We start from the raw sequence: 25,088 nt of genomic DNA, 5'->3' as shown, positions 1-25,088 counted from the left end.
CGACCGATCAACCGTTCAGGGGGGCGTGGTGGCGGGCAGGTGCAGCATGACGTAGTCGTTCTTGTCGAAACGCCCGCCGAGCACCGGGGTCAGTCGCGCCAACGGCGTGGCCTTGAGCGTCGCCAGGTCGCTTTGATCCATGATCACCCAGGCCGGGCCTGGTATGGCTGCAAGGGCTTCGGCGCGCTCGGTGAACAGCGGCTGCAGGTCCTGGTCGAGGTGGACCATGAACTTGATGGCCTTGGCGTCCTTGCCCATATGATGCAGTACCACTGGGGCCGGGTCTTGCTCGATCAGCTTCCAGGCGGCCAGGGTGAAGGTGCGGGTGTCGTAGAGCTGCCGGGCCAGCGGCTCGAACCCAAGGATATAGGCGCTCCAGACGGCCAGTACGGCGCCCAGGGCCAGGCCGCCAATCCGCCAGCGCGGGATGCGCAACAGGCCCAGCGCCGCCAGTTGCAACAGGCCGAGCAGCACCAGCAGAGGACTCAAGCCGGCCAAGGGTTCGGCGAAGCGCCGTTGCGCCACCAGCAACGCGGCTATCAGCAATCCGGGTGTCAGCAGCCACAGGCCCTGGATACCCCGGCGCAACCAGGCCAGGCCGCGGCCCTGGACGTCGTGGAAGGGATAAGCTGCGACGATCGCCAGCATGGGCAACATCGGCAGCAGGTAGCGGGCTTTTTTCGCCTGGGGAATCGACAGACCGATCAACACCAGCAGGGCCGCGGCGCTGCACAGCACCAACAACCTGCGCGCGGGGGCCTGCCGTTCGCGGGGACCGAGCCACACCGCCAGCCAGGTCAGGATCGCCAGCGGGTAGGCCAGGGCATAGTTGCCCAGGGAGCTGCTGAAGTAATAGAACGGGCCGCTGCTGCCTTCGCTGCCATCCATGCGCCCGGTGAACTGCATGCGGATCACCTCCTGCATGAAGGTTGGGCCGCCACTCAGCCGGGCCAGCCACAGCAACAGCGCCACGCATGCCAGCAACAACAGCAGGGCGCTGCCACCGAAGACCAGCATGCGTCGCCACTGGCCTTCGAGCAGGTAATAGCTGCACAGCATGCCGCAGGGAATCACCAGGCCGATCGGCCCGCGAATGGCGAACCCTGCGACCAGCAACGCGAAGATCAGCCACAGGCGGCGCGGCGCGGCGAAGTGATCGTGGGCATACCCCAGGTAGAACACCGCCAACGCCAGGGCGGCGAGTATCTGGTCCAGGGACACGGCGCGGGTTTCGCAGATAAAGGTATTGCTGAGCAGGAGCAGGGCGACACTGAGCAGGGCCCAGGTTCGGGAACAGGGCGCCAGCAGTCGATAGATCAGGCTGACTATGGTCGCCGAAGCCAGGGCCGTGGGCAGCCAGGCGCTCAGGCTGACGACCCGGCCGAACGGCAGCGAGAACAGATAGATCAGCAGCGTCGAGGCGCTGCTGTAGTCGGCATAGGGCTGGCCATAGGTGGTGGGGAAGAACCCCGGCCCATGGCGCAGCATTTCCTTGGCGAACAGGACGAACCTGGAGTCGAAACCGGTCACCGCCTGCTGGTAGACCCCGGCACAGAACAGCAGCAGGGCCAGCAGCCCCAGCCCCAACGCTTGCCTGTGCAGTGTCTGGGCGGGGACGGCGCGCGGGATCACTCAGGCTTCAACCGGTATGCCGGCCCATTGCCGATGAGGAATCGGCAGCTGGCGCGACTCGCCGCGGCCGATCGGGAAGTAGGTGAAGCCATTGCGAGCCAGGCGCTCGGCGTCGTACAGATTGCGCCCGTCGAAGATCACCGGGGCCTTGAGGCGCTGTTGCAGCAGCTGGAAGTCCGGCGCCTTGAACTGCTGCCACTCGGTGCAGATGATCAACGCGTCGGCGTCGTTGAGCACCGATTCCGGGGTGCCCATCAGCATCAGCTTCGGTTCGTCGGGGTACAGGCGCTGGGTTTCCTGCATGGCTTCCGGGTCGAAGGCGCGCACATTGGCGCCGGCGGCCCACAGCGATTCCAGTAGCACCCGGCTGGGGGCATCGCGCATGTCGTCGGTGTTGGGCTTGAAGGCCAGGCCCCAGAGGGCGAAGGTCTTGCCTTTCAGGTCGCCCTTGTAGAAGGCGTTGATGCGCTCGAACAGCTTGTGTTTCTGCCGTTCGTTGATGGCTTCCACCGCTTGCAAAAGGTCGCTGGAGCAATGGGCCTGCTCGGCGCTGTGGATCAGCGCGCGCATGTCCTTGGGGAAACACGAGCCGCCATAACCGCAGCCCGGATAGATGAAGTGATAGCCGATGCGCGAGTCGGCACCGATCCCCAGGCGCACCGACTCGATGTCGGCCCCCAGGTGTTCGGCCAGCTCGGCGATCTGGTTGATGAAGCTGATCTTGGTCGCCAGCATGCAGTTGGCGGCGTACTTGGTCAGCTCGGCGCTGCGCAGGTCCATGAACATGATGCGGTCATGGTTGCGGTTGAACGGTGCGTACAGGTCGCGCATCACGTCGCGGACTTCTTCGCGCTCGCAGCCGACGATGATCCGGTCCGGTCGGCGGCAGTCGGACACCGCCGAGCCTTCCTTGAGGAATTCCGGGTTGGAGACGATATCGAATTGCAGGGCGCGCCCGTCCAGGGCCTTTTCGATGTGCGCTTTCAAGGTGTCGCCAGTGCCTACCGGCACCGTGGATTTCTCCACCAGGATCACCGGCTGTTCACGATGCCGGGCCACGGCGTCGCCCACCGACAGCACGTAGCGCAGGTCGGCCGAGCCGTCCTCGCTGGACGGCGTGCCGACCGCGATAAACAGCACCTGGCCATGTTGCACCGCGAGCTTTTCGTCGCTGGTGAAACTCAGGCGCCGGCTTTCCAGATTGTCGCGCACCAGGCTCGACAGCCCGGGCTCGAAGATACTGACGTGCCCCTGTTGCAGCTGCTGGACCTTGTGTTCGTCAATGTCCATGCAGATGACATCGTGGCCGACTTCGGCCAGCACGGCGGCCTGTACGAGGCCGACGTAACCACTTCCAAATACGCTGATTTTCATGGGGTATTCCTGGGACTTGTCGCGGGAGCAGGTCGTGAGTTGATGGTAATGACGCCGAGGATGACCAGCGCCACCCCCAGGGTTTTCGAGAGACTGAACGGTTCGTTGAACAGTGGCAGGCTGGCGGCCAGCAGGTAGACCAGGGCGTAGCTGACGCTGAGCAGGGAATAGGCCCGGCCCAGTGGCAGGTCGCGCAGGGCCAGCAGCCAGCAGAGCATCGACAGGACATAGGCGAGGATCGCCGCCAGCACCACGCCCAGCGCCAGCAGGTCGACCTGGCCGCCGGACAGCGCCGCCAGCCAGTCCACGGGTACCGGCAGGCGGGTCATGCTCCAGCGCATGCCCAGTTGCGCGGCGCTGACCAGCAGCACGCTGCCCATGGCGAAGGTGAAGCCCAGAGCCCGGCTCATGCGTGGCGACTCAACAGCAGCACGCCTGCCAGTACCAGCGCGACGCCCAGCCAGTGGCGGCGGTCGATGGCTTCATGGAAGACGAAGCGGGCGATCAGGGTGATCAGCACGAAGTTCAGGCTCAGCATCGGGTAGGCGATGCCAACCTCGACCCGCTGCAGCACCAGCAACCACACCAGCAAGCCCAGGCCGAGGCTGGCCAGTGCCAGCCACAGCCAGGGCGAGTGCAGTTTGGCGAGTGCGCCGGAGGGCTGGCCACGCCAGCTTTCCACGGCGAACTTCTGCGCGATCTGGCCCAGGCAGGTCAGCAGGCAGGCGGCGAGCAGCAGCAACAGGCTCATGGCTGGCTCTGAGGGAAGATCAGGATCACGAGATTGCCCTGGTCATAACGTTTGAAATCCTGCGGCAACAGATCGATTTCGTAGTGCTCGTCGCCATTGACCCGCATCACCACGCCCACCTGGCCTTGCTTGCGGGCCTCGGGCATCCATTCGCCGACCTTGCGCAGGTCGATATAGCGATGCTGGGTGTCAGGATAGGCCAGGCCATATTTCACTTCGCCTGTCGTGTTGTACAAGGCGATATCCGGGCGCTTCAGGCGCCAGGCCAGGGCCGAGGCGGCGCCCAGGTCGTTGCTCACCAGGGTGTGGCTCTTCGCGAGTTCCTCGGCGTGATCGATGATGAATTGATCCGGCATCTTGTTGTAGACCACCGAGTTCGGCAGGCCGGCCGGCAGCAGGGCGATGAACAGCCAGCTGCCGAGCGCCGGCGCGGCCCACAGTTGCAACGGGCGGAAGGCCGGCAGCAGGTTGCTCATGTTCCAGCCAAGCAGGGCCAGGAACACCAGCACCAGATGCCCGGGCTCGTTGCTGTACAGCGGCTTCTTCAGTTGGAAGTACACCAGCGCCAACAGCAGCAACAGGCCCAGCACCAGGTTGAGCACAGCGTTGAGGCGGATGAGCCGGGTTTGCCCGGCGTGCAGCCGGTCGCTCAGGCTATTGCCCATCAACAGCGCCAGGGGCAGCAGGCACGGCAGGATATAGGCCGGCAGCTTGCCCTTGCTCAGGCTGAAGAACGCCAGCGGCAGGATCAGCCACAGCAGCAGGAAACCGATGCTCGCCTGGCGCCGGGTCTGCCAGGCCTGCTTCAAGGCACCGGGCAGCACCAGGACCCAGGGCATGCTGAACGCCACCAGCAACGGTAGGTAGTACCACCATGGCGAGGCGTGCTGGGCATCGTCACCGGCAAAGCGGCGGATGTGTTCATGCCAGAAGAAGAACCGCCAGTAATCCGCTTCCTGGGCATGTACCGCCAGGGCCCACGACAGGCTCACGACAATCGCCACCAGCACCGCGACGCCGCCGTAGATGAACAGTTCGCGCAGGCGTTTTTGCCAGAACATATAGGGCAGGGCGATCAGCACCGGCAGCAGCCAGGCGAGGAATCCCTTGGTCATGAAGCCCATGCCACAGGCGAAACCCAGGCCGGCCCAGGCCAGCAGGCGGCCGCGCAGTGTCTGGTTGTCCAGGGCGAACCACAGGGCCACCAGGCTCAGGTTGACCCAGAAGGTGAACTGCGGGTCGAGGTTGGCATAACCGCCGGCGCCGACCACCACGCAGAAACTCATGTACAGCAGGGCGCAGACCAGGCTCTTGCGCGGGTCGTTCCACAGCCGCCTGGCCATCAAATAGACCAGCAGTACGCTCAGGCCCATGCTCAGGGCCGAAGCGACCCGCACGCCGAACAGGTTCTGGCCGAACAGCGCCTGGCTGAGGGCGATCATCCAGTAGCCGGCGGCCGGCTTCTCGAAATAACGGATGCCCATGAAATGCGGCGATGCCCAGTGGCCGGTCAGAAGCATTTCCTGGCTGATCTGCGCATAGCGGGTTTCATCGGGAATCCACAAACCGTGGGTGGCCATCGGCAGCAGGTAGAACAGGCCGAAGGCAATCAATAGAAGAGGCAGGGCCCAGCGTCTGGTCATGCGCCTTGCACCCCCAGCCAGCCTTCGCGACCCTCGAGGGCGCCACGAATGACCTGCCCTTGGGGCAGGCTCTGCAAGGAGGCGGGCAACAGGTTGCCCAGGGTAGTGAAATGAATGTCGCGCTGGCGGGCTTGCGCCAGCAGTTGACGAAAATCGTTGGCCATCAGAATCCCTTCGACCTCGGCGTGAATGGTGTAGACGTTGAGCCTGTCGGGGCTGAACCGGTCCAGGATGAATGTGTTGAAGTCGTGGGCCGCGACGGCGGGCCCGACCACTTCGTCGAAGGTCGGCAGGTCGACCGGAATCTGCGGGGCGCCCAGGCCGCCATCCGCCAGCCGGGGCTGGAAGATCGACGTGCCGCGGCAATCGCTGTTGTAGCGAAAGCCGAAACCCTGCTTGGCCTCGATCACACGCTCGTCGGCGCGCCAGCCAGCGGCGGCCGAGCAGTCGACGCGCTGGCCGAGAATGTCATTGAGGGTGTCGACGCCCTGGCGGATCTGCTCGATCAGCTGCGCCTGGTTCCAGCGCCCGGCATTGGCCTGCCAGCCGTGGTGATCCCAGGCGTGCAGGCCGACTTCATGGCCGGCCTCCCGGGCCTGGCGCATCAGGTGCCCGAGGTCGCGACCGATCGGCTTGCCCGGCCAGGCGGTGCCGGCCAGCAGGATGTCCCAGCCATAAAGACCGGCGGCGTTGGAGCGCAGCATCTTCCACAAAAACTGCGGGCGGATCAGGCGCCACAGGTGGCGCCCCATGTTGTCCGGGCCGACGCTGAAGAAGAAGGTGGCCTTGATCCCGGCCTCGTCGAGCAGTTCCAGCAACCGCGGCACCCCCTCACGGGTACCGCGATAGGTGTCGACATCGATTCGCAGACCTGCCTGCATCAACATGCTTCTTCTTTAGAGTGCTCCGCGATTTCGAGCATGGCTTCGCGCAGGAAGAAGTCCAGCGTGTTGCCGATGGTTTCCTTCATCTCGACGGTCGGCTCCCAGTTCAGCAGGCGCTTGGCGTTGGCGATGCTCGGCTTGCGGTGTTCCACGTCCTGGTAACCGGCACCGTAGAAGGACTTGCTCTCGACCTCGCGGAAACCGGCGAACGGCGGGAAGTTGCCACGCAGCGGATGGGCCTCGAACTGACGCAGCAGCTCTTCGCCCAACTGGCGGATGCTGGCTTCGTTGTCCGGGTTGCCGATGTTGATGATCTGGCCGTTGCACGCGTCATTCTCGTTGTCGACGATACGCGCCAGGGCCTCGATGCCGTCGGCGATGTCGGTGAAGCAGCGCTTCTGCTCGCCGCCGTCGAACAGGCGGATCGGCGTGCCTTCCACCAGGTTGAGGATCAGCTGGGTGATGGCCCGGGAGCTGCCGATGCGCGCCGAATCCAGGCGGTCCAGGCGCGGGCCCATCCAGTTGAACGGACGGAACAGGGTGAAGTTCAGGCCCTTGCTGCCGTAGGCCCAGATCACCCGGTCCAGCAGTTGCTTGGACACTGAGTAGATCCAGCGTTGCTTGTTGATCGGGCCGACGATCAGGTTGGAGCTGTCTTCATCGAAGTTCCGGTCCTGGCACATGCCGTAGACCTCGGAGGTCGACGGGAAGATCACGCGCTTGTTGTATTTGACGCAGTAGCGGACCAGCTTGAGGTTCTCTTCGAAGTCCAGTTCGAACACACGCAGCGGGTTGCGGGTGTATTCGATCGGGGTGGCGATGGCCACCAGCGGCAGGACCACGTCGCACTTCTTGATGTGGTACTCGATCCACTCGGAGTGAATGCTGATGTCGCCTTCGACGAAGTGGAAATGCGGATGGTTGCGCAGGCGCTCGATGGCGTCGCAGCCGATATCCAGGCCGTAGACCTCGTACTTGTCGTCACGCAGCAGGCGCTCGGACAGGTGATTGCCGATGAAACCGTTGACGCCGAGGATCAGCACCCGGGTGCGCCGCGGGGCACGACCGGATTCGGCGCCGCGCAGCAGCGAGCCATCCACCAGGCCCAGCTCGTTGGCCAGTTGCGGGCCGCTGAGGTACAGGCCGTTGTCGTTGCGCTGGCCGGCGTTGATCAGCAGCGAGTCTTGGCCGCAGGCGATGCGCAGCGGGTCGACGCTGATCACCCGCCCCGGGGCCTGGCCTTCGTTGCCCTTGATGACCTCGGCGCTCCAGACGATCAGCTTGTGCTCGCCCACGGCGCAGAACGCGCCCGGGTAAGGCTTGGTCACGGCCCGCACCAGGTTGAACAGTTGCTCGGCCGGCTGGCTCCACAGCAGCTTGCCATCCGCCGCGGTACGGCGACCGAAGTAGCTGGCCTTGGATTCGTCCTGGGCGGTTTCGCTGACCTTGCCTTGCGCCAGGGCGGGCAGGGTGTCGCGCAGCAGGCTGGCGGCGGCATCGCGCAGCTTGCCGTGCAGGCTCAGGGTGGTATCGCTGCGCTCGATGGCCACCCGCTGCTGGGCAACGATCGCCCCGGCATCTGGGCGCTTGACCATGCGGTGCAGGGTCACGCCGGTTTCGCTTTCGCCATTGACCAGCACCCAGTTGGCCGGCGCGCGGCCACGGTAGCTCGGCAGCAGTGAACCGTGCAGGTTGAAGGCGCCCTTGCTGACGGTGGCCAACAGCGCTTCGCTCAGCAGGTTGCGATAGTAGAAGGAGAAGATGTAGTCGGGGTTGAGTTTGGCGATGCGCTCGACCCACAGCGGGTGGTTGGCGTCGTCCGGGGCATGCACCGGGATGCCCTTGAGCGAGCACAGTTGGGCCACGGAGCCGTAGAAGGTGTTTTCCTTGGGGTCGTCGGCATGGGTGAAGACCGCGCCGATTTCATAACCCGCGTTGAGCAGGGCTTCGATGCCCGCGCAGCCGATATCGTGGTAGGCGAAGACAACAGCTTTATGACTCATGGCGAAACCTGATCGGAGAGAGTGGAAGTTAGACCGTCGACGGTGACAGCGGGAGCAGGGGCGGCAGGCTGGCTGCGCAGAACTTTTTCAATGAAGAAGCGTGGGCGGGCGCGTACATCGCTGTACATGCGGCCCAGGTATTCGCCCAACAGGCCCATGCCGATGAACTGGCCACCGGTGAACACGAACAGGATGGCGAACAGCACGAACATACCGTCGCCGGCCCATTCGGAACCGAACACCAGGCGCAGGAAGATCAGCATCAGGGCGAACAGCACGCCGAGGCCGGCCATGCTGAAACCGATGATGCTCAACAGGCGCAGCGGCGTGGTGGTCATGCAGGTGATCAGGTCGAACATCAGGTTGATCAGGCGCATCGGGCTGTACTTGGAGTCGCCGTGTTCACGCTCGGCGTGGTTCACCAGCACCTCGGTGGTGTGGCGGGCGAAGCTGTTGGCCAGGATCGGGATGAAGGTGCTGCGTTCGCGGCAGGCGAGCATGGCGTCGACCACGCTGCGGCGGTAGGCGCGCAGCATGCAGCCATAGTCGTTCATGGCCACGCCGGTGGAGCGCTGCACGGCGAGGTTGATCAGCTTCGACGGCCAGCGGCGCCAGGCGGAGTCCTGGCGGTTGTTGCGCACCGTGCCGACCACGTCGTAGCCCAGCTCGGCCTGGGCCACCAGGCGCGGGATTTCTTCCGGCGGGTTCTGCAGGTCGGCGTCCAGGGTGATGACCACGTCGCCACGGCACTGCTCGAAACCAGCCATGATCGCTGCGTGCTGGCCGTAGTTGCGATTGAGGATCACCGCCACCACCGGGCTGCCTTCGCGGCCGGCCGCTTCCTCGAGGATCTGTGCCGATTCGTCGCGGCTGCCATCGTCCACCAGGACGATCTCGAAATCGTGCTTGAGCTGGCGGCAGGCCGCTTCAGTGCGCCGCAGCAGTTCGGGCAGGCTTTCTTCTTCGTTGTAGACCGGAATGACGATCGACACGAACTGGATTGGATAAGGTTTCAAGGTTTCAGTCCAGACAGGTTTTGATGGCGCCGACGACCCGCTCGACATCGTCGAGGGTCATGTCGGGGAACAGCGGAATCGAGCACAGGCGTGCCGAGTTCCATTCGGTGTTGGGTAAATGCACATCCGGGAAGCGCTGGCGGTAATAGCTGTGCAGGTGAGTGGCGACGAAGTGGATGCCGCTGCCGATATTTTGCTCTTGCAGGGCCTTCATGAAGCCGTCGCGATCAATGCCGCAACGCTCGGCGTCGATGCGCAGGATGAACAGGTGCCAGGCATGTTGCTGCGGATACTGCGGCAGGTGCAGCGGTTGCACCGGCAGGTCGCGCAGTTGCTCCAGATAGGCATTGGCCAGGATCTCGCGCTGGCGATTGATTGCGTCCAGGCGCTGCAACTGCACCAGGGCGATGGCGGCATTGATATCCGCCAGGTTGTATTTGAAGCCGGGCTCGATCACCTCGGCCTGGGGCTTGCGCCCGTGGGTCAGGCGGTCATAGGCATCGACGCCCAGGCCATGGAACTTGAGCATGCGCACCCGGTTGGCCAGGGCCTCGTCGTCGCTGACGAACATCGCGCCTTCGGCGCAGGTCATGTTCTTGATCGCATGGAAGGAAAAGATCGCCGTGCCCCGGGCGCCGACGGGCCGACCGCGATAGGTGGTGCCAGCGGCGTGGGCGGCGTCTTCGATCACCGCGATGCCGTGTTTGTCGGCCAGGGCGTACAGCGGATCGAGGTCGAAGGCGGCACCGGCGTAATGCACCGGGATGATCGCTTTGGTCCGCGGTGTGATCGCCGCTTCAATCGTGGCGGCATCGGTCATCAGGGTGTGCGGATCGACATCGACGAAGACCGGCGTCGCGCCCAGCAGGCAGATCATGTTGGCTGTGGAAACCCAGGTCTGCGAGGGGGTGATCACCTCATCGCCCGGGCCGACGCCCAGCGCCAGCAGGGTAATGTGCATGCCGCCGGTGGCCGATGACAGCGCCACCGCGTGCTGGCAGCCGACCCGCGCGGCGAATTGCTGCTCGAGCTCCTGGTTTTTCGGTCCGGTGGTGATCCAGCCAGAGCGTAGAACCTGCTCGACCGCAGCGATCTCTTCATCGCCAATACTCGGGCGCGAGAAAGGAAGGAAAGCCTGGTTCATTGAGACCTCGGGGGAAAAGGATTTCAGCAATCGAAAGGAGAAAAAGCGCCTGTGCCACAGCTGGGACTATTCAAAAAAGGCGTTTTTGGTTCGGTCATTGAAGCGCGTCCATAAGTGAGGTCGGTGTGGTCGTCCATGCCTGATTGCAGTAAAGACCATGCAGGGTAAAAGTAAAGCCAGATCAGTGTGTTAGCTTTTGTTTCAATTAGATGACCTGACTGATTCCCTGCGTCTATGAATGGATTCAGGTTAAGCGGAAAAATGTGAAACGAACATGAAAAAAAGGCCAACAGAGCGTTTATCTTTCACCTAGACAGCCAGTGTTCAGACTTCGCCACTAGTTGATCGGGAATCCCCCTGTTACAGCATCCCCAAGGTGTTTTTTTTCGCGGATAACATGGATGAAAGTCGCTTGACCGAGAGAGGTTTTTTGCCTTTGCAGATACCACTGTTTTTCAAGCACCACCTGAACCAAGGAGCATCCGTTTGCACGCCACCGATCCGTGGACGCTCTATCTTGCTGCCTTGACACCTTCGGGGCGCTCGACCATGGCGACCGATACGACCTTTGATAGGACCGTGGCGTTCCCGTCGTATACTCCGTCGGGCTTGTAGCGGCGCTCGATCGTTTGCCTGAAGTCAAACAATGTGGAAAAAACCGGCGTTATTGTCGGCGGAATCCGGGAGAGGGAAGGCGCTGGCAATAACACGGCTCTCATTCACCGCTGAATAACCACCGGCATTCAATAACGAATAGAAGCCAACAAGAGGCTCGTTGTGTGATTGACAGAACACCCGCCAAAGGCGTTTTTCTTTGCAGCCTGTTGTTACTGCCGCTATTCCCGGGAACGGTTCCTGTGCTCGAGGCGCACGAAGCCCTCGAGTTTCTGATCCCGGACGCGCCACCCCTGACCATGGTCAATCAGGGCGATCGTCACGGCATAGTCGGCGACATTGTTCTGCGGGCGCTGAACAACAGTGGATATGCCAGCGAGCCCAGAACCCTGCCGTGGGCGCGGGCGCAGAAATACGCCCTCGAAAAGGACAACGTCCTGATCGCGCCGCTCAGCCGCACACCCGAGCGGGAAGATCGCTACACCTGGATTGCCCCGATCATGCCGATGGATCGGGCGTTTTTCAGCCTCGAGCATAAAGTGACGAGCTTCGAAGAGGCCCGGCGGCGTTTCAAGGCCATCGCCGTGGGGCTGGGCAGTGCCCAGGAAGAAATCCTGCGTAGCAAAGGCTTCGCCCCGGAGCAGATCTATGCGATCAAGATCGGCGAGAACCCCGCGCAATTGTTGTTGAAGGGCAGGGTCGATGCCTGGTTCAACGGGGTTCAGGAAAGTCGGTATATCTGGAAGCACGTCTCCAGCCGGCCGCTGTTGATGAGCCCCCCCATGGTGAGTCATGAGCTTTACCTCGCCTGTTCCAAAGTGTGCGACGCCGAGGTCGTGACCCATGTTGCGAAGGCCATAGAGGCCATGCGCCGTGATGGTTATATCGAGAAAGTCAAAGACCGCTATCTGAATAACGCCCCTTTGATAAAGTCTGGCAATTTATAATTAGCCGCTTCAGGTTTACCGACCCAGGTAGTAATTAGAGTCTGTCCGGCGAGCAAGAAAAGTTTATTCGGACAGCGCATCCTCGTTGAGCCGAATGACCTCGTTGAGGCTTCTAAGGGTGTTGTTGAAGTTGTCCTTGGCATGGTTGAGTTTCTTGAATTGCTCCGCCAGCTCCCTGGTTTTTTGCTGCAATGCTTCTTCGCGTTTATCCAGTTCGCACTGACGCGCTTCTTGTTGCGCCCGTACCGTGCTGTCGGATTGCCGATCTTCATCAAGTTGCCGTTGCAGTTGCTGTAACTGCTCTTCCTTCTGTTCGAACGCGCGCTCTTTCTCCTGCAGTTGGGACTCTCTGGAGTCCAGGGTCTGCTGTTGCGCCTGGCTTTGCAGTTTCTGTTGCTTGAGCCGATTGGCGATGCTGGAAAACTCCATCAGGCTCGCCTCGACATCCTGCAGGAAGTGCTCGGGGTCGGTGCCCGGGAAAGGCCAGGCTTCATCCAGGGGTTCGACCGGGGACTGCTGTTCGTCCGGTATTGGCAGGGGGCCGGCATCGGAGTAGCGAATTTCGGCTTCGGGCGCATCTGGCTGGGGGCTTTGCGTTGCGCAGCTGCCCGCAGCCGCGGTGGATTCGTGGTGTTCTTGCTCGGCGCTGTCGTTTGCCTGTTCGTCGAGCTGCGCCAGGGCAGCGTCGAGTTGCTGGTCATCGATGGCTGTGGGCAAATGCTCGGCCGCCGGGCCGAATTGAGCCGAATTCTGAAAGCTCAGCAGCTTGGCGATCCACTCTTTCTTGGTGCTCAACAGGCGATGGTCCGCGGCGGCGGCAGGGGGTAACTGTTGTTTGTTCAGGTCCAGCAGATGGTAGGGCACATCGCTTTCACGGTGTTCGCCGGTGGCTGCCTCGCGCAGGATCTGGCTGAACACGCGAATCGCCAGCTGCCCGTCCTCGTCCGAGTCCAGGGCGCCCAGGCAGTAATTGCCCCCTTCGTTGAACAACAAGGCGATATAGACGCGCAGATTATCGTCATCAAGGCTTTCGTTCAGGCTATAGGCGAGAAAGTTTCGACCTGCTTCTGGAACAGAAAAACTGCAGAGCAAAGCCGCTGTCAGCATTTGCTGCTCTTTGTTTTCAATGAAGATAGTGCGTAAGAGCATATGTCACCCAGTAAACTCAAGTAAAAAACATGAGCGCTAGGATACTAGGAAATAATGTCAGCTGGCGTTAAGAGCAATACTCCGATTGCATAGGATAAATCTTATAATTCTATTGAATAGTCTTATTCATATGGATTTATACCCTCATTAAAAATACCAGCGTGTATTGTATTGCGCCCATTCCGGCACAACACAGCTGTTGATCCTGTTGCAACTATCCAATCTCAACCCCCTGCTGAATATGAATGGCTTTTAGCTGTTCACCTCAGACTTCTCTTGCTGAACCTGGAAGCCATGATCGAAATATCCAAACTAACCAAGTCTTTTTCCGGGCAGGTCGCGGTCGACGATCTGTCCTGTCATATCGGCCCGGGAGAAGTTCTGGGGATTCTTGGGCCAAACGGTGCAGGCAAATCCACCACGATGAAAATGCTCACCGGCTTTCTGGCGCCGACCTCCGGCACCGCGAGCATCCTGGGGTTCGACATCCGCACCCAGACCCGTCATGCCCAGCAGCAGATGGGCTACCTGCCGGAAGGCGCGCCCAGCTACAGCGACATGGCGGTACAGGGCTTTCTTGAGTTCATTGCCAGTGTTCGCGGCTATCGCGGTGCGCAGAAGCGTGAACGGGTGGACCGGGTGATCGACCTGCTGGAGCTCGGTGACGTCCGCCGGCAGACCATCGAAACCTTGTCCAAGGGCTTCACCCGCCGGGTCGGCCTGGGCCAGGCGATCCTCCACGATCCGCGGGTGCTGATTCTCGACGAACCCACCGACGGCCTCGACCCGAACCAGAAGCAACTGGTTCGCCAACTGATCCAGGACTTGGGCCAGGACAAGATCGTGATCATCTCGACCCACATCCTCGAAGAAGTCTCGGCCGTCTGTAACCGTGCCCTGATCATCAGCAATGGCCGCTTGCTGGCCGACAGCACGCCGTATGAGCTGGAGCGCAGTTCGCGCTATCGCCAGGCGGTGACCTTGCAGGCCGACGAGCCGCTGGACCTGCTGGCCCTGGTGGTCTTGCCGGGCGTGGCGGGCGTCGAGGAGAACCCCGCCGAGGGCAGCCTGACGCTGCTGGCGCGGCCCGGTGAGGTGATTTTCCCTCAGGTCAACGCGCTGGTGACCGCGCGTGGCTGGAAGATGAAGCGCCTGGAACTGGAGCAGGGCCGTCTTGACGAGGTCTTCCAGACCCTGACCCGGGGAGAGTCGGCATGAGACAGTTACCGGTAATTTTCAAACGTGAGCTGGGCAGTTATTTCGCCACGCCGCTGGCCTTCGTGTTCATCGAGATCTTCCTGGTGCTCTCGGGCGTCTTCACCTTCTACCTGGGCAGTTTCTACGAGCGCAACCAGGCGGACCTGGCGCCGTTCTTCGACGTCCATCCCTGGCTCTATCTGTTCCTGCTGCCGGCCCTGGCCATGCGCCTGTGGTCGGAGGAGCGCAAGTCCGGCAGCATCGAATTGCTGATGACCCTGCCGGTGAGCTGTTTCGAAGCGGTGGTCGGCAAGTTCCTCGCCGCCTGGGTTGTCGCCGGCATCACCCTGTTGCTGACCCTGCCCATGGTGCTCACCGTGAATTACCTGGGGAACCCGGACAACGGCGTGATACTGACCGGCTATCTGGGCAGTTGGTTGCTCGCCGGCACCTACCTGGCGATCGGCTCCTGCATGTCGGCCATGGCCAAGAGCCAGGTGATCGCCCTGATCCTCGCCTTCATGGTGTGTTTCCTGTTCGTTGCCTGCGGTTTCTCCCTGGTGCTGGATGCACTCAACCCGTGGGCACCGCAATGGCTGTTGGACTTGCTGGCCTCGCTGAGCCTGCTGACGCATTTCGGCGCGATCAGCAAAGGACTGATCGATCTGCGCGATCCGCTGTATTTCCTCAGCGTGATCGTCGCCTGGCTGATGGCCACGGTGGTGACGGTCAACCTGAAGAAAGCCGAGTGAGGACGATTCGATGAAACGCATGCTGTATTCCACTTCCGGTCTGTTGCTGATTGCCTTGCTGTTCCTGGCCTTCAACCTGGCGACCGGGCTGCTGCTCACCGGTGTCCGGCTCGACCTGACCCAGAACAAGCTCTATTCCATCAGCGCCGGCACCCGGCAGATTCTCGCGGAGCTGAAACAACCGCTCGACCTGTATTTCTACTTTTCCGACAGCGGCTCGAAGGAACTGGTGCCAATGCGCGGCTATGCCCAGCGGGTCCAGGAACTGCTCAAAGTCTACGAGCGTGAGGCCGACGGCAAGATCCGCCTGCATGTCATCGACCCGCTGCCGTTTTCCGCGGAAGAGGACAAGGCCGCCGAGTTCGGCCTGCAGGCCGTGCCGCTGGGGCAGGGCGGGGCGCCTGTGTATTTCGGCCTGGCCGGTACCGATGAGCAGAACAACGCCCAGGCGATCGAGTTTTTCGCGCCGGACCAGGAAGAGTTTCTCGAGTACGACATCAGCCGCTTGCTGCAGACCCTGGCCAACCCCAAGCGCCCGACCCTGGGCCTTTTGAGCAGTCTGCCGGCCAACGGTGGCTTCGATATCCGCACGCAGAGCAAGACCGAGCCGTGGATGCTGCTCCAGGAGCTGCGTCGGGAGTTCGATCTGCAACAGCTCAAGCCCGATACCCAGGACATCCCGAAAGACGTCGACATCTTGATGTTGCTGCACCCGAAAAAACTCTCGCAGCCGACCCTGTACGCCATCGACCAGTTCGTGTTGCGCGGCGGCAAGCTGGTGGCCTTCATCGATCCCTACAGCGAACAGGACTCCGGCGAGGAGTACTTCGGCATCCAGAGCAAGGACAAGTCCTCCAATCTCGAGCCATTGTTCAAGGCCTGGGGCATTCATATGCAGCCGGGCAAGGTCCTGGGGGACAACCTCTATGCCTTGCTGGAGAGTTCCGAGGAGGACGGGCGTCCGCTGCCGCGGCCGTTCACCCTGGGTGTACCGCAAGCCGCCTTGAGCCAGCAGGACCCGAGTACCGCCGGGCTGGAGTTCATTGCCCTGACCACCGCCGGCATCCTCGAACCGGTGGCCGGCGCCAGCACGCGCTTTACCCCGCTGATGTACAGCTCCGACTCGGCCAAGGCCTTCGAGGCGGACCGTTTCGACAAGCCAGCCGACCGCAAACAGATGTTGCGCGACCAGGAACAGCCCAGCCAGCGTTACGTGATCGCCGCCCGGGTGCAGGGCCCGGTAAGCACGGCCTTTGCCGACGGCATCGAGGGTCGCAAGGACGGCCTCAAGGAGGCGCAGCAGGTCAACCTGGTGGTGGTGGCCGATACGGACCTGTTGAGCGACCGGATGTGGCTGGAAATGCAGGACGTCAACGGGCGCCCGGCAGCACGGCCATGGGCCGACAACGCCTCCTTCGTGCTCAATACCCTGGACAACCTCGCCGGTTCGGACGCCCTGAACAGCCTGCGCTCGCGCGGCCCCTACAGTCGTCCGTTCGTGGTGGTGGAGCAATTGCGCCGCCAGGCCGAAGCCAGCTTCCGCGCCAAGCGCTTCGCCCTCGAGGAGAGTCTCGAGGAAACCGAAGGCAAGCTGCAGCAGTTGCAGGGTTCGCCGGACAAGGGCGAGACCCTCAGCGCCGAACAGCAGGCGACGGTGCGCCAGTTCATGCAGGAGAAAACCCGCATTCGCAAGGAACTGCGCGAGGTGCAATACCAGCTGAACGCCGATATCGATGAGCTTGGAAGGACCTTGAAGATGCTCAATATCGCCGCGGTTCCGCTGCTGTTGAGCCTTGGCATGCTGCTGGTCTGGGTCGTGCGCTACCTGCGCCGGAGCAAGGACCTGTCGCGCAAGCCTGCGCCGCTCGGCAAGGTAGCCAGCTCACGGTGAGCGTAAGTGACCAGGGCCCGACCTGCCATTCATGCGCCAGGTCGGGCCAGCGCCAGGGCGAGGCGCTGCTACGCTGGGAGCAACTCCCCGACCTGTGACCCCGACATGACTGACCCGCTCCCGCCCACGCCTGCTTGCAGCGCCCGACAACTGCTGACCGCCCTCAATCTGGAACCGCACACGGAAGGCGGTTACTACCGCCGGACCTTCCAGACGGACCAGCGGCCGATGCTCGCCAGCGCGGGCGGGCAGCGGTACTTGATGAGCTCCATCTATTACCTGCTGACCGGGGATTCGCCCATCGGTCACTTTCATCTGAACCAGTCCGACATCCTGCATTACTTCCACCTCGGCGATGCCCTCGAATACTGCCTGGTGTTCCCGGATGGCCGCCTGGAAACCCGGGTGATGGGCAGCGACGTGCGGGCCGGCCAGTGCTTGCAGCTTCACGTTCCCGGCGATGTATGGAAGGCCTCGCGGCTGCTGCCCGGCGCGGCGGGCTACGGCCTGATCAGCGAAGCGGTGTGCCCCGGGTTCGACTACGCGGACATGCAGCTGGGCTGCAAGCACCAGCTCAGCGAACGCTTCCCGCGGCACGCCAAATTGTTCGAGCAGCTCTGCCAGCCCTGAAGAAAGCCAGCACGCGGATTGCTCGTTGCGATCAGTCAAGTGTCACTTGCGATCATTGTTGCGCGCGGCGCCCGGCGCTTATGGTGGCTCGGTCAATCGCCGTCGAACGACAGCTCCCCGATCCACCCCTTGCAAGCGACAGGAGAACACCATGTCCGATCTGAAACTGCATCCCCAGGCTGCCGCCTCCCTGCAACGCTGGCACGCCATGCTGGCCCAGGGTGACCTGGGCGCCTTGCCTGACCTGCTGGATTCGAAAGTGGTATTCCGTTCGCCCATGGCCCATACGCCTTATCCGGGTGCGCCGGTGGTCTCGACCATCCTCAATACCGTGTTCAAGGTGTTCAGCGACTTCGCCTATCACCGTCAACTGGTCACCGCCGATGGCCTGAGCGTGGTGCTGGAGTTCAGCGCGCGGGTTGGCGAGCGGCAGATCAAGGGCATCGACCTGATCCGCTTCGACGAAGCCGGCAAGATCGTCGAGTTCGAGGTGATGGTCCGTCCCATGAGCGGCCTGCAGGCCCTCGGCGAAGAAATGGCGCGCCGCCTGGCGCCCTATCTGGCGGCGAGCAAGGCGTCTGGCTGAGCGGCGGCGAGAGCTGGGCCGCCCTGTGGAGGCCGGATCCTCGACTAGACTCACGCGATCGATGAAAGCGAGCATGAGGTTCCGGTCATGGCAAAAAACAAAAAGGGTGCCACCAAGGGTGCTCCCGCTGAACCCGCAAAACTGAGCAAAAAAGACTACGAGGACCAGTTGCGCCGCTTGCATGTGGAGCTGGTCAAGCTGCAGGAGTGGGTGCGCGAAAAAGGCATCAAGATCTGCATCGTCTTCGAGGGACGCGACGGCGCCGGCAAGGGCGGGACCATCAAGGCCCTGACCGAGCGCCTGAGCCCGCGGGTGTTCCGGGTGGTGGCGCTGCCGGCGCCGACCGATCGCGAGAAAAGCCAGATGTACCTGCAACGCTACCTGCCGCACCTGCCGGCGGCGGGCGAAGTGGTGATCTTCGACCGCAGTTGGTACAACCGCGCGGGTGTCGAGCGGGTGATGGGCTTTTGCAGCGAAGAGCAGGCGGACGGCTTCCTCAAGGCGGTGCCGCTGGTGGAGCGGGCGATCGTCGATTCGGGCGTGATCCTGCTCAAGTACTGGCTGGAAGTCAGCCAGGAAGAACAGACCCGCCGCCTCGAAGCACGGATCAAGGACGGGCGCAAAATCTGGAAGCTGACGCCCATGGACGTCAAGTCATACAGCCGCTGGTATGACTATTCCCGTGCCCGCGACGCGATGTTCAAGGCCACCGACACCGAACATGGGCCCTGGCTGGTGGCCGACTCCAACGACAAGCGCCGCGCGCGTCTCAATATCATCAGCGACCTGCTCAGCCGCATTCCCTACAAGGAAGTACCACGGGAGAAAGTGGTGTTGCCCAAACGCCAGAAGCCGGGCGGCTATCGGGAATCGGACCATCCGTTGCGACGGGTTCCGCAGAAGTTCTGAGCACCAGGCATAAGCCCATCTACCCGCCAAGGCCAGTGTCCGATGAACCATTCGGGGTCTTCTCCGCCCGTCCCGGAACCTGGCCGGATTGCCCGCCGGGACGCCGGCGACGAACAGCATCGCTGGAGCCGCTGGCTGCCGGGGCTGCGTATGCTGCGCGAATACCGCGTGGCCTGGTTGCGTCACGACTTCGTGGCCGGGCTGGTGCTGACCACGGTGCTGGTGCCTGTCGGCATTGCCTACGCGGTGGCGTCGGGGCTGCCCGGCATCTATGGCCTCTACGCGACCATCGTGCCGTTGCTCGCCTATGCGCTGTTCGGCCCCAGCCGGATCCTGGTACTGGGGCCGGATTCTTCGCTGGCCGCGGTGATCCTCGCCGTGGTCCTGCCACTGTCCGGCGGTGACCCGCAGCGCGCGGTCGCCCTGGCGGGGATGATGGCGATCGTGGCCGGGGCGGTGTGCATCCTGGCCGGCATCGCGCGCCTGGGGTTTGTCACCGAGCTGCTTTCCAAGCCGATCCGCTACGGCTACATGAACGGCATCGCGCTGACGGTCTTGATCAGCCAACTGCCGAAGTTCTTCGGTTTTTCGGTCGAGGCCAACGGGCCGCTGAGCAACCTGTGGGCCATTGCCACAGCAGTGCTGGAAGGCAGGACCAACTGGGCCGCCTTCATGGTCGGCGCGGCGACCCTGGCGGTGATCCTGCTGTTCAAGAACAGTAAGCGGGTGCCGGGCATTCTGATCGCCGTCACCGCGGCGACGGTCGCTGTCGCTGTGCTGGACCTTGCGGCAACCGCCGGTGTGTCGGTCCTGGGTTCTCTGCCACAAGGCCTGCCGGCGTTCGCCATCCCCTGGATCAGCCGCGCCGATATCGGCCCGGTGCTGATCGGCGGCTGCGCGGTGGCCTTGGTTTCGTTCGCCGATACCAGCGTGCTGTCCCGTGTCTACGCGGCGCGGACCCGCACCTACGTCGACCCGAACCAGGAGATGGTCGGGCTTGGCGTGGCCAACCTGGCGGCCGGATTTTTCCAGGGCTTTGCCATCAGCAGCAGCTCGTCGCGCACCCCCGTGGCCGAGGCCGCTGGCGCCAGGACCCAGGTGAGCGGAGTCATAGGCGCCCTGGCCGTAGCCTTGCTGCTGATGCTGGCCCCGAACCTGCTGGAAGATCTGCCCACCAGCGCCCTGGCCGCGGTGGTGATCGCATCGGCCATCGGCCTGATCGAAGTCAGCGACCTGCGGCGGATTTATCGCATCCAGCAATGGGAGTGCTGGCTGTCCATCGTCTGCACCATCGGCGTGGCCGTGCTGGGCGCGATCGAGGGCATCGGCCTGACCATCGTGATCGCCGTCATCGAGTTCCTGTGGGATGGCTGGCGCCCTTACTCGGCGGTCCTGGGCCGGGCGGAAGGGGTCAAGGGTTATCACGACATCACGCGCTATCCCGACGCGCGCCTGATCCCCGGCGTGGTGCTGTTTCGTTGGGACGCCCCGTTGTTCTTCGCCAATGCCGAGCTGTTCCATGACCGGGTGCTGGACGCCGTGGCGGCCTCGCCAACGCCGGTGCGCTGGCTGGTGGTGGCGGCGGAACCGGTCACCAGCGTCGACGTGACGTCCGCCGACATGCTGGCGGAACTGGACGACACCCTGCACCAGGCCGGCATCAAGCTGTGCGTGGCCCAGATGAAAGACCCGGTCAAGGACAAGCTGAAGCGGTTCGGGCTGTTCGCACGCTTCGGCGAGGCGGCGTTCTTCCCGACCATCGGCGATGCCGTCGACAGCTACCTCGCGCAGCATCCGCTGGAGGGGGAAGGGCGCGAGGATCGCTGAGCGGCAGTGGCGCGACTCAGTGGCTTGGTAAGGCCACGGGTGATCAGGTCCTGATCTTGACCGGGGCCTCGTCTTCCAGGGGCGACTCAGGCGAACCGCATTGACAGTTCCACGTCGCCGCCGAAGGGCACGGACAGGTAGCCACTGGCGGGCGAACGGACCCGGGCCAGGTAGTCCGGGCAATAGTCCGTGTTGTCGGCGACGATCAGCGCGCCCGGCCGCAGGCGGCTTTCGACCAGGGCCAGGATATCGGCATACAGCGCCTTGGCGCCGTCGAGCAGCAACAGGTCGATGGACTCGGGGAGGTCGACCGCCAGGGTCTTCAGGGCATCGCCCTCGCGGATTTCCACCAGGTCGGCCAGGCCACCTTCGAGCAGGTGCTGGCGCGCCCGCTCCACCTTGGACGCCTCGAACTCGCTGCCGATCAGGCGGCCGCCGCCGTTGTCGCGGATGGCCGCCGCCAGGTGCAGGGTCGAGATGCCGAACGAGGTGCCGAACTCGACGATGTGCCGGGCCCGGGTGCTGCGCGCCAGCATGTACAGCAGCTCGCCGGTCTCGCGGGAAACGGGCAGCCAGAGGTCTTTCAGGCGGCCATAGAAATCCAGGTATTCGGTCTTGCTGTGCATCAGGCGCTCGCGTTCCTCGCGGGAGATGCCGGCGACGGCCGGGCTGGTCGCCGTATCGGCCTGCTCGAACAGGCGATCGAGCAGGGGCGCGAGTGGGGAGGTGGTCAATGTGCTGGTCATGGGGGCATCCCGTCCGAAGTTGACGCCTTGCGGCGCGTGGCTAAAATGCGATCAATTCGTCGCATTCAGAGGATATGAGCAAGTGACCCCCTGCGCTATTCGCATTGGCTGCGGCCCTGTCGGGCCATCATGAGCAACCGCCGGACCCCGCAGGTTTCCTCGCGCAAAGCGCCTAAACAGGCACGCTCGACGGAGCTGGTGGCGGCGATCCTGGAAGCCGCTACTCAGGTTTTGGCCAAGGAAGGCGCGCAGCGTTTCACCACCGCGCGGGTGGCCGAGAAGGCCGGCGTCAGCATCGGTTCGCTGTATCAATATTTCCCGAACAAGGCGGCGATCCTGTTCCGCCTGCAAAGCGATGAGTGGCAACAGACCACGCAGATGCTGCGCGGCATCCTCGAAGAGGGTGGCAAAGCCCCGCTGGAGCGGCTGCGGGTGCTGGTCCGGGTGTTTATCCAGTCCGAATGCGAGGAAGCCAGGATGCGCGTGGCGCTCAACGACGCCGCGCCGCTGTACCGCGACGCCCCCGAAGCGCAGGCCGTGAAGGCGCAAGGGGAGCGGATCTTCCAGGCTTTCATGGAGGAGGCGCTGCCCGAGGCGCCGCAGGCAACCCGCGCGCTGGCCAGCGACTTGATCACCGCCACGCTCAGCAGCGTGGGCAAGGACTTTTCAGAAAGCCCGCGCACCGCCGCAGAGATCCAGACCTACGCCGACGCAATGGCAGACATGTTCTGTGCCTACCTCACGCAACTGGCGCGCCGCGCGGGCTGACTGACTGGTAAAGCCGCGAGGTGGCCGGCCTGGCGCGCGCGGGCAAGCATCCTGACAAGGGCGTTATTCAGCCATCAGCACCTGGGGCGACACCACCCATGCGCTGCAAGGCAGCTGGTACAGCAGCTGCTCCGCCGTGCTGCCGATCAGGCGCCCCAAGCCGCCGCGATGGCCAACCCTGCCCATGACAATCACGTCGATGTCATAGGCTGCGACGTAACTGGCAAGGACCTTGGCCGGGCTGCCCATGATCATGTGCTGGCGTTCCGGCGCAATGCCGTTGCGTTCGGCCAGTTCGTCGAAGGCTGCGGCCTGTGCGTCGAACAGGGTCTTGGCCTTGCTTGTCGAGAAAAACGTCGAGCTCTGGTCGAAGTTGAATTCGTCCGCGCCGATGGAGGACAGGTCATGGGCATAGATCACGTCGAGCTCGGCGTTACAGGCGCTGGCCAGTTTGGTCGCCTCATGCAGTATCCGGTCGTTGAAGTCCTGGTACTGGTCATCGCGATGGAACGGGTCGACCGCTGCGACGATCTTGCGTGGCAATGCGTGCTGTACATGGCTGACAAAATGCAGGGGCACGGGGCATTCGCGCAGCAAGTGGATATCCAGGGGAGTGAACATTACCCGCGACAGCAGCGATTCGTGTTGCAGTGCCTTGATCAGCAAGGCCATGGGCTGCTCCTTGAGGTGGATCAGGATTTCCTGCAAGGGCCTTTCGACCCAGACGACTTCAGTGGTGACGGTCAGCCCCAGTTTGCGCATCGGGCGGGCCTGTTCCTCGAGCCATTGGCGATGGCGTTCGACATAACCCAGGCGCATCTGCTCCAGGGCCTGTTCGTTGACCAGGCTGGCCGTGGCCAGGCCTTCCAGGTAGTCGAAGGCGACGATGTGCAGGGCTGCGTCTTCGGCCCTGGCCAGGGCGGCGGCCCGATCGAAGGCGGGGCTGTTCTCCATCAGCGGCGAGGCGACCAGCATGAAACGTGATTGCTCGGACATGACGACTCTCCCAGGGGTAATTGACGGCAACGCGTCTTTGGCCGTGAAACCCTCTGCGATCCTGCCTGCGGCCAGCAGTGCGCGCTTGATCTGTATCAACCCGTCCGGCAGTGGAGCGGGCCAGCTGACGTGTGGTCAGTCGCGAGGGGCCCATTGATGAATTATTGATCATGATCAAGCCCAGGCCCTTGCTCCCGGCGCAGCCTGAAAGCCTTGCCGGGCTCAGCGCGGGCTCAAGGTTGGAGGATCGTCATGGCCACCATGAAAGCGGCAATTTTCGTTGAAAAGAATCGGATCGTGCTCGATGAAAAGCCGATCCCCGAAGTGGGGCCGCTGGATGCCCTGGTGCGTATCACCACGACGACGATCTGCGGCACCGATGTGCACATCCTGCGGGGCGAGTACCCGGTGGCCAAGGGCCTGACCATCGGTCATGAACCGGTGGGTATCATCGAGCGGCTGGGCTCGCAGGTGCGCGGTTTTGTCGAGGGACAGCGGGTGATTGCCGGGGCCATCACGCCCAGCGGGCAAAGTTATGCCTGCTTGTGCGGTTGCGCCTCCCAGGACGGCCCGGACACCCGCCATGGCTTTCGCGCCATTGGCGGCTGGAAGTTCGGCAACAGCATCGATGGCTGCCAGGCCGAGTACGTGCTGGTGCCGGATGCCCTGGCCAATCTGTGCCCGATCCCCGACGGCCTCAGCGACGAACAGGTGCTGATGTGCCCCGATATCATGTCCACCGGGTTTTCCGGGGCAGAGCGTGGCGAGGTCAGTATCGGCGATACCGTCGCGGTATTCGCCCTGGGGCCGATCGGCCTCTGCGCGGTAGCCGGTGCGCGGCTCAAGGGTGCCAGCCAGATCATCGGCGTGGATGCCGTGGCCGAGCGCATGACGGTCGCCAAACGCCTGGGAGCCACCCAGGTGGTCAACTTCAAGGGCGGTAACGTGGTCGAGCAGATCATGGCGCTGACCGATGGCCGTGGCGTCGACGTGGCCATCGAAGCGCTGGGCACCCAGGGCACCTTCGAGTCCGCCTTGCGCGTCTTGCGGCCAGGCGGGCGGTTGTCCAGCCTCGGTGTCTATTCCAGCGACCTGCACATTCCCCTCGACGCCTTCGCCGCCGGGCTGGGCGACTACAGCATCGTCAGCACCCTGTGCCCCGGCGGCAAAGAACGCATGCGCCGCTTGATGGCGGTGGTGCAAAGCGGCGGGGTCGATCTGTCGCCCCTGGTGACCCACCGTTTCAAACTCGACGATATCGAAGCCGCCTATGAGTTGTTCGCTCACCAGCGGGACGGGGTCATGAAGGTGGCGATTACCCCGTGATGCCCGGCCGGGCGACGCGGGTGCTTGAGCGGAGGCGATCGATGATCATCGACATCACAGCGAAACCGACAGGCCACGGCTGGCTCGTGCACATGGATGCCCTGACAGTGGGCTTCAGCAGCCTGGAAGCCGCGACGGCTTTCGTCGGTCAACTCCGGGCGCGCATCGATGCGCCGCACCCCTGGCCGACCAGCCCTGGCCAGACGGAGGCCTCCCCTCGGACAGCCGGCGACCGATCCGCTCCGGCTACCAGGAAGGGGGCTTGCCCTGGCCTGCTGAAGTGACCCTCGTGGCCAGGGCGG

The 25,088-nt window shown here is 63.2% G+C and carries 23 protein-coding genes; 11 read left to right on the top strand and 12 right to left on the bottom strand.

Annotated elements, in window-relative coordinates; genetic code table 11:
- Positions 1 to 15: 15 nt before the first annotated feature.
- Genes PMI20_RS15695 through arnB form a run of 9 tightly spaced genes read right to left on the bottom strand, consistent with a single transcriptional unit; the run spans position 16 to position 10,447 of the window.
- Entirely contained in the window at positions 16 to 1,632 is a 1,617-nt protein-coding gene (locus tag PMI20_RS15695; protein ID WP_502945108.1) for an ArnT family glycosyltransferase, read from the bottom strand.
- Positions 1,633 to 3,006 carry a UDP-glucose dehydrogenase family protein gene (locus tag PMI20_RS15690; protein ID WP_007925702.1) on the bottom strand — a complete coding sequence of 458 codons (1,374 nt, stop codon included), beginning with the start codon at positions 3,004 to 3,006 and terminating at the stop codon, positions 1,633 to 1,635.
- A complete protein-coding gene (gene arnF, locus PMI20_RS15685) occupies positions 3,003 to 3,416 on the bottom strand; it encodes a 4-amino-4-deoxy-L-arabinose-phosphoundecaprenol flippase subunit ArnF (protein WP_007925701.1) in 414 nt (137 codons plus the stop codon). The genes PMI20_RS15690 and arnF overlap by 4 nt, the downstream gene beginning before the upstream one ends.
- Positions 3,413 to 3,757, bottom strand: a complete 345-nt coding sequence (gene arnE / locus PMI20_RS15680; RefSeq protein WP_007925700.1) for a 4-amino-4-deoxy-L-arabinose-phosphoundecaprenol flippase subunit ArnE — start codon at positions 3,755 to 3,757, stop codon at positions 3,413 to 3,415. Before arnE ends, arnF begins: the two co-directional genes overlap by 4 nt.
- Positions 3,754 to 5,400, bottom strand: a complete 1,647-nt coding sequence (arnT, locus tag PMI20_RS15675; protein ID WP_007925699.1) for a lipid IV(A) 4-amino-4-deoxy-L-arabinosyltransferase — start codon at positions 5,398 to 5,400, stop codon at positions 3,754 to 3,756. The genes arnE and arnT overlap by 4 nt, the downstream gene beginning before the upstream one ends.
- Positions 5,397 to 6,281, bottom strand: a complete 885-nt coding sequence (gene arnD / locus PMI20_RS15670; RefSeq protein ID WP_007925697.1) for a 4-deoxy-4-formamido-L-arabinose-phosphoundecaprenol deformylase — start codon at positions 6,279 to 6,281, stop codon at positions 5,397 to 5,399. The genes arnT and arnD overlap by 4 nt, the downstream gene beginning before the upstream one ends.
- Positions 6,281 to 8,287 (bottom strand): bifunctional UDP-4-amino-4-deoxy-L-arabinose formyltransferase/UDP-glucuronic acid oxidase ArnA, encoded by a 2,007-nt coding sequence (gene arnA / locus PMI20_RS15665; protein ID WP_007925696.1) that lies wholly within the window; start codon positions 8,285 to 8,287, stop codon positions 6,281 to 6,283. Before arnA ends, arnD begins: the two co-directional genes overlap by 1 nt.
- Complete coding sequence (arnC, locus tag PMI20_RS15660; RefSeq protein WP_007925693.1) at positions 8,284 to 9,303, bottom strand: undecaprenyl-phosphate 4-deoxy-4-formamido-L-arabinose transferase; 1,020 nt, start codon at positions 9,301 to 9,303, stop codon at positions 8,284 to 8,286. The genes arnA and arnC overlap by 4 nt, the downstream gene beginning before the upstream one ends.
- A gap of 4 nt (positions 9,304 to 9,307) precedes the next feature.
- Positions 9,308 to 10,447, bottom strand: a complete 1,140-nt coding sequence (arnB, locus tag PMI20_RS15655; protein ID WP_007925687.1) for a UDP-4-amino-4-deoxy-L-arabinose aminotransferase — start codon at positions 10,445 to 10,447, stop codon at positions 9,308 to 9,310.
- A gap of 779 nt (positions 10,448 to 11,226) precedes the next feature.
- Here arnB and PMI20_RS15650 point away from each other — a divergent pair.
- Positions 11,227 to 12,009 (top strand): substrate-binding periplasmic protein, encoded by a 783-nt coding sequence (locus PMI20_RS15650; RefSeq protein WP_007925685.1) that lies wholly within the window; start codon positions 11,227 to 11,229, stop codon positions 12,007 to 12,009.
- Between the two features lie 63 nt (positions 12,010 to 12,072).
- On the opposite strand, the gene PMI20_RS15645 is transcribed toward PMI20_RS15650, so the two are convergent.
- Positions 12,073 to 13,116 (bottom strand): hypothetical protein, encoded by a 1,044-nt coding sequence (locus PMI20_RS15645; protein WP_157173158.1) that lies wholly within the window; start codon positions 13,114 to 13,116, stop codon positions 12,073 to 12,075.
- A 336-nt stretch (positions 13,117 to 13,452) separates the two neighbouring features.
- On the opposite strand from PMI20_RS15645, the gene PMI20_RS15640 reads away from it, so the two are divergent.
- The 7 genes from PMI20_RS15640 (at position 13,453) to PMI20_RS15610 (ending at position 20,950) form a co-directional block, all read left to right on the top strand.
- Positions 13,453 to 14,376 (top strand): ABC transporter ATP-binding protein, encoded by a 924-nt coding sequence (locus PMI20_RS15640; RefSeq protein WP_007925682.1) that lies wholly within the window; start codon positions 13,453 to 13,455, stop codon positions 14,374 to 14,376.
- The gene (locus tag PMI20_RS15635; RefSeq protein ID WP_007925681.1) at positions 14,373 to 15,107 is read left to right on the top strand and encodes an ABC transporter permease subunit; all 735 of its coding nucleotides are present in this window, start codon (positions 14,373 to 14,375) and stop codon (positions 15,105 to 15,107) included. Before PMI20_RS15640 ends, PMI20_RS15635 begins: the two co-directional genes overlap by 4 nt.
- 10 nt (positions 15,108 to 15,117) lie before the next feature.
- Positions 15,118 to 16,998, top strand: coding sequence for a GldG family protein (locus tag PMI20_RS15630; RefSeq protein ID WP_007925680.1), 1,881 nt, complete (start codon positions 15,118 to 15,120; stop codon positions 16,996 to 16,998).
- 105 nt (positions 16,999 to 17,103) lie between these two features.
- Positions 17,104 to 17,628: a cupin domain-containing protein gene (locus tag PMI20_RS15625; RefSeq protein WP_007925679.1), complete on the top strand. Its 525-nt coding sequence runs from the start codon at positions 17,104 to 17,106 to the stop codon at positions 17,626 to 17,628.
- Positions 17,629 to 17,779: 151 nt separating this feature from the next.
- The gene (locus tag PMI20_RS15620) at positions 17,780 to 18,214 is read left to right on the top strand and encodes a nuclear transport factor 2 family protein (RefSeq protein ID WP_007925678.1); all 435 of its coding nucleotides are present in this window, start codon (positions 17,780 to 17,782) and stop codon (positions 18,212 to 18,214) included.
- Between the two features lie 87 nt (positions 18,215 to 18,301).
- Positions 18,302 to 19,123 carry a polyphosphate kinase 2 gene (ppk2, locus tag PMI20_RS15615; RefSeq protein WP_007925677.1) on the top strand — a complete coding sequence of 274 codons (822 nt, stop codon included), beginning with the start codon at positions 18,302 to 18,304 and terminating at the stop codon, positions 19,121 to 19,123.
- Between the two features lie 42 nt (positions 19,124 to 19,165).
- Entirely contained in the window at positions 19,166 to 20,950 is a 1,785-nt protein-coding gene (locus PMI20_RS15610; protein WP_007925676.1) for a SulP family inorganic anion transporter, read from the top strand.
- A gap of 86 nt (positions 20,951 to 21,036) precedes the next feature.
- On the opposite strand, the gene PMI20_RS15605 is transcribed toward PMI20_RS15610, so the two are convergent.
- Positions 21,037 to 21,696 carry an O-methyltransferase gene (locus PMI20_RS15605; protein ID WP_007925674.1) on the bottom strand — a complete coding sequence of 220 codons (660 nt, stop codon included), beginning with the start codon at positions 21,694 to 21,696 and terminating at the stop codon, positions 21,037 to 21,039.
- Positions 21,697 to 21,825: 129 nt separating this feature from the next.
- Between PMI20_RS15605 and PMI20_RS15600 the strand changes: the two genes are divergently transcribed.
- Positions 21,826 to 22,464 (top strand): TetR/AcrR family transcriptional regulator, encoded by a 639-nt coding sequence (locus PMI20_RS15600; protein ID WP_007925671.1) that lies wholly within the window; start codon positions 21,826 to 21,828, stop codon positions 22,462 to 22,464.
- A 63-nt stretch (positions 22,465 to 22,527) separates the two neighbouring features.
- Here the strand turns inward: PMI20_RS15600 and PMI20_RS15595 are convergent, their stop codons facing one another.
- On the bottom strand, positions 22,528 to 23,460 hold the full coding sequence (locus tag PMI20_RS15595; protein ID WP_007925670.1) for a universal stress protein: 933 nt from the start codon (positions 23,458 to 23,460) through the stop codon (positions 22,528 to 22,530).
- Between the two features lie 252 nt (positions 23,461 to 23,712).
- Here PMI20_RS15595 and PMI20_RS15590 point away from each other — a divergent pair, with 252 nt between their 5' ends.
- Positions 23,713 to 24,786, top strand: a complete 1,074-nt coding sequence (locus PMI20_RS15590; RefSeq protein WP_007925669.1) for an NAD(P)-dependent alcohol dehydrogenase — start codon at positions 23,713 to 23,715, stop codon at positions 24,784 to 24,786.
- Positions 24,787 to 24,827: 41 nt separating this feature from the next.
- Positions 24,828 to 25,070, top strand: a complete 243-nt coding sequence (locus tag PMI20_RS15585) for a hypothetical protein (protein WP_037034661.1) — start codon at positions 24,828 to 24,830, stop codon at positions 25,068 to 25,070.
- Positions 25,071 to 25,088 lie beyond the last annotated feature (18 nt).

The organism is Pseudomonas sp. GM17 (assembly GCF_000282175.2).
Taxonomy (GTDB): domain Bacteria; phylum Pseudomonadota; class Gammaproteobacteria; order Pseudomonadales; family Pseudomonadaceae; genus Aquipseudomonas; species Aquipseudomonas chlororaphis.
This window is presented reverse-complemented; position numbering and strand designations above follow the sequence as displayed.

Coding starts and splice junctions, on each gene's coding strand:
- PMI20_RS15690 (WP_007925702.1), bottom strand. CDS start 3,006: ATGAAAATCAGCGTATTTGGAAGTGGTTACGTCGGCCTCGTACAGGCC.
- arnF (WP_007925701.1), bottom strand. CDS start 3,416: ATGAGCCGGGCTCTGGGCTTCACCTTCGCCATGGGCAGCGTGCTGCTG.
- arnE (WP_007925700.1), bottom strand. CDS start 3,757: ATGAGCCTGTTGCTGCTGCTCGCCGCCTGCCTGCTGACCTGCCTGGGC.
- arnT (WP_007925699.1), bottom strand. CDS start 5,400: ATGACCAGACGCTGGGCCCTGCCTCTTCTATTGATTGCCTTCGGCCTG.
- arnD (WP_007925697.1), bottom strand. CDS start 6,281: ATGCAGGCAGGTCTGCGAATCGATGTCGACACCTATCGCGGTACCCGT.
- arnA (WP_007925696.1), bottom strand. CDS start 8,287: ATGAGTCATAAAGCTGTTGTCTTCGCCTACCACGATATCGGCTGCGCG.
- arnB (WP_007925687.1), bottom strand. CDS start 10,447: ATGAACCAGGCTTTCCTTCCTTTCTCGCGCCCGAGTATTGGCGATGAA.
- PMI20_RS15645 (WP_157173158.1), bottom strand. CDS start 13,116: ATGCTGACAGCGGCTTTGCTCTGCAGTTTTTCTGTTCCAGAAGCAGGT.
- PMI20_RS15640 (WP_007925682.1), top strand. CDS start 13,453: ATGATCGAAATATCCAAACTAACCAAGTCTTTTTCCGGGCAGGTCGCG.
- PMI20_RS15635 (WP_007925681.1), top strand. CDS start 14,373: ATGAGACAGTTACCGGTAATTTTCAAACGTGAGCTGGGCAGTTATTTC.
- PMI20_RS15630 (WP_007925680.1), top strand. CDS start 15,118: ATGAAACGCATGCTGTATTCCACTTCCGGTCTGTTGCTGATTGCCTTG.
- PMI20_RS15625 (WP_007925679.1), top strand. CDS start 17,104: ATGACTGACCCGCTCCCGCCCACGCCTGCTTGCAGCGCCCGACAACTG.
- PMI20_RS15620 (WP_007925678.1), top strand. CDS start 17,780: ATGTCCGATCTGAAACTGCATCCCCAGGCTGCCGCCTCCCTGCAACGC.
- ppk2 (WP_007925677.1), top strand. CDS start 18,302: ATGGCAAAAAACAAAAAGGGTGCCACCAAGGGTGCTCCCGCTGAACCC.
- PMI20_RS15610 (WP_007925676.1), top strand. CDS start 19,166: ATGAACCATTCGGGGTCTTCTCCGCCCGTCCCGGAACCTGGCCGGATT.
- PMI20_RS15605 (WP_007925674.1), bottom strand. CDS start 21,696: ATGACCAGCACATTGACCACCTCCCCACTCGCGCCCCTGCTCGATCGC.
- PMI20_RS15600 (WP_007925671.1), top strand. CDS start 21,826: ATGAGCAACCGCCGGACCCCGCAGGTTTCCTCGCGCAAAGCGCCTAAA.
- PMI20_RS15595 (WP_007925670.1), bottom strand. CDS start 23,460: ATGTCCGAGCAATCACGTTTCATGCTGGTCGCCTCGCCGCTGATGGAG.
- PMI20_RS15590 (WP_007925669.1), top strand. CDS start 23,713: ATGGCCACCATGAAAGCGGCAATTTTCGTTGAAAAGAATCGGATCGTG.
- PMI20_RS15585 (WP_037034661.1), top strand. CDS start 24,828: ATGATCATCGACATCACAGCGAAACCGACAGGCCACGGCTGGCTCGTG.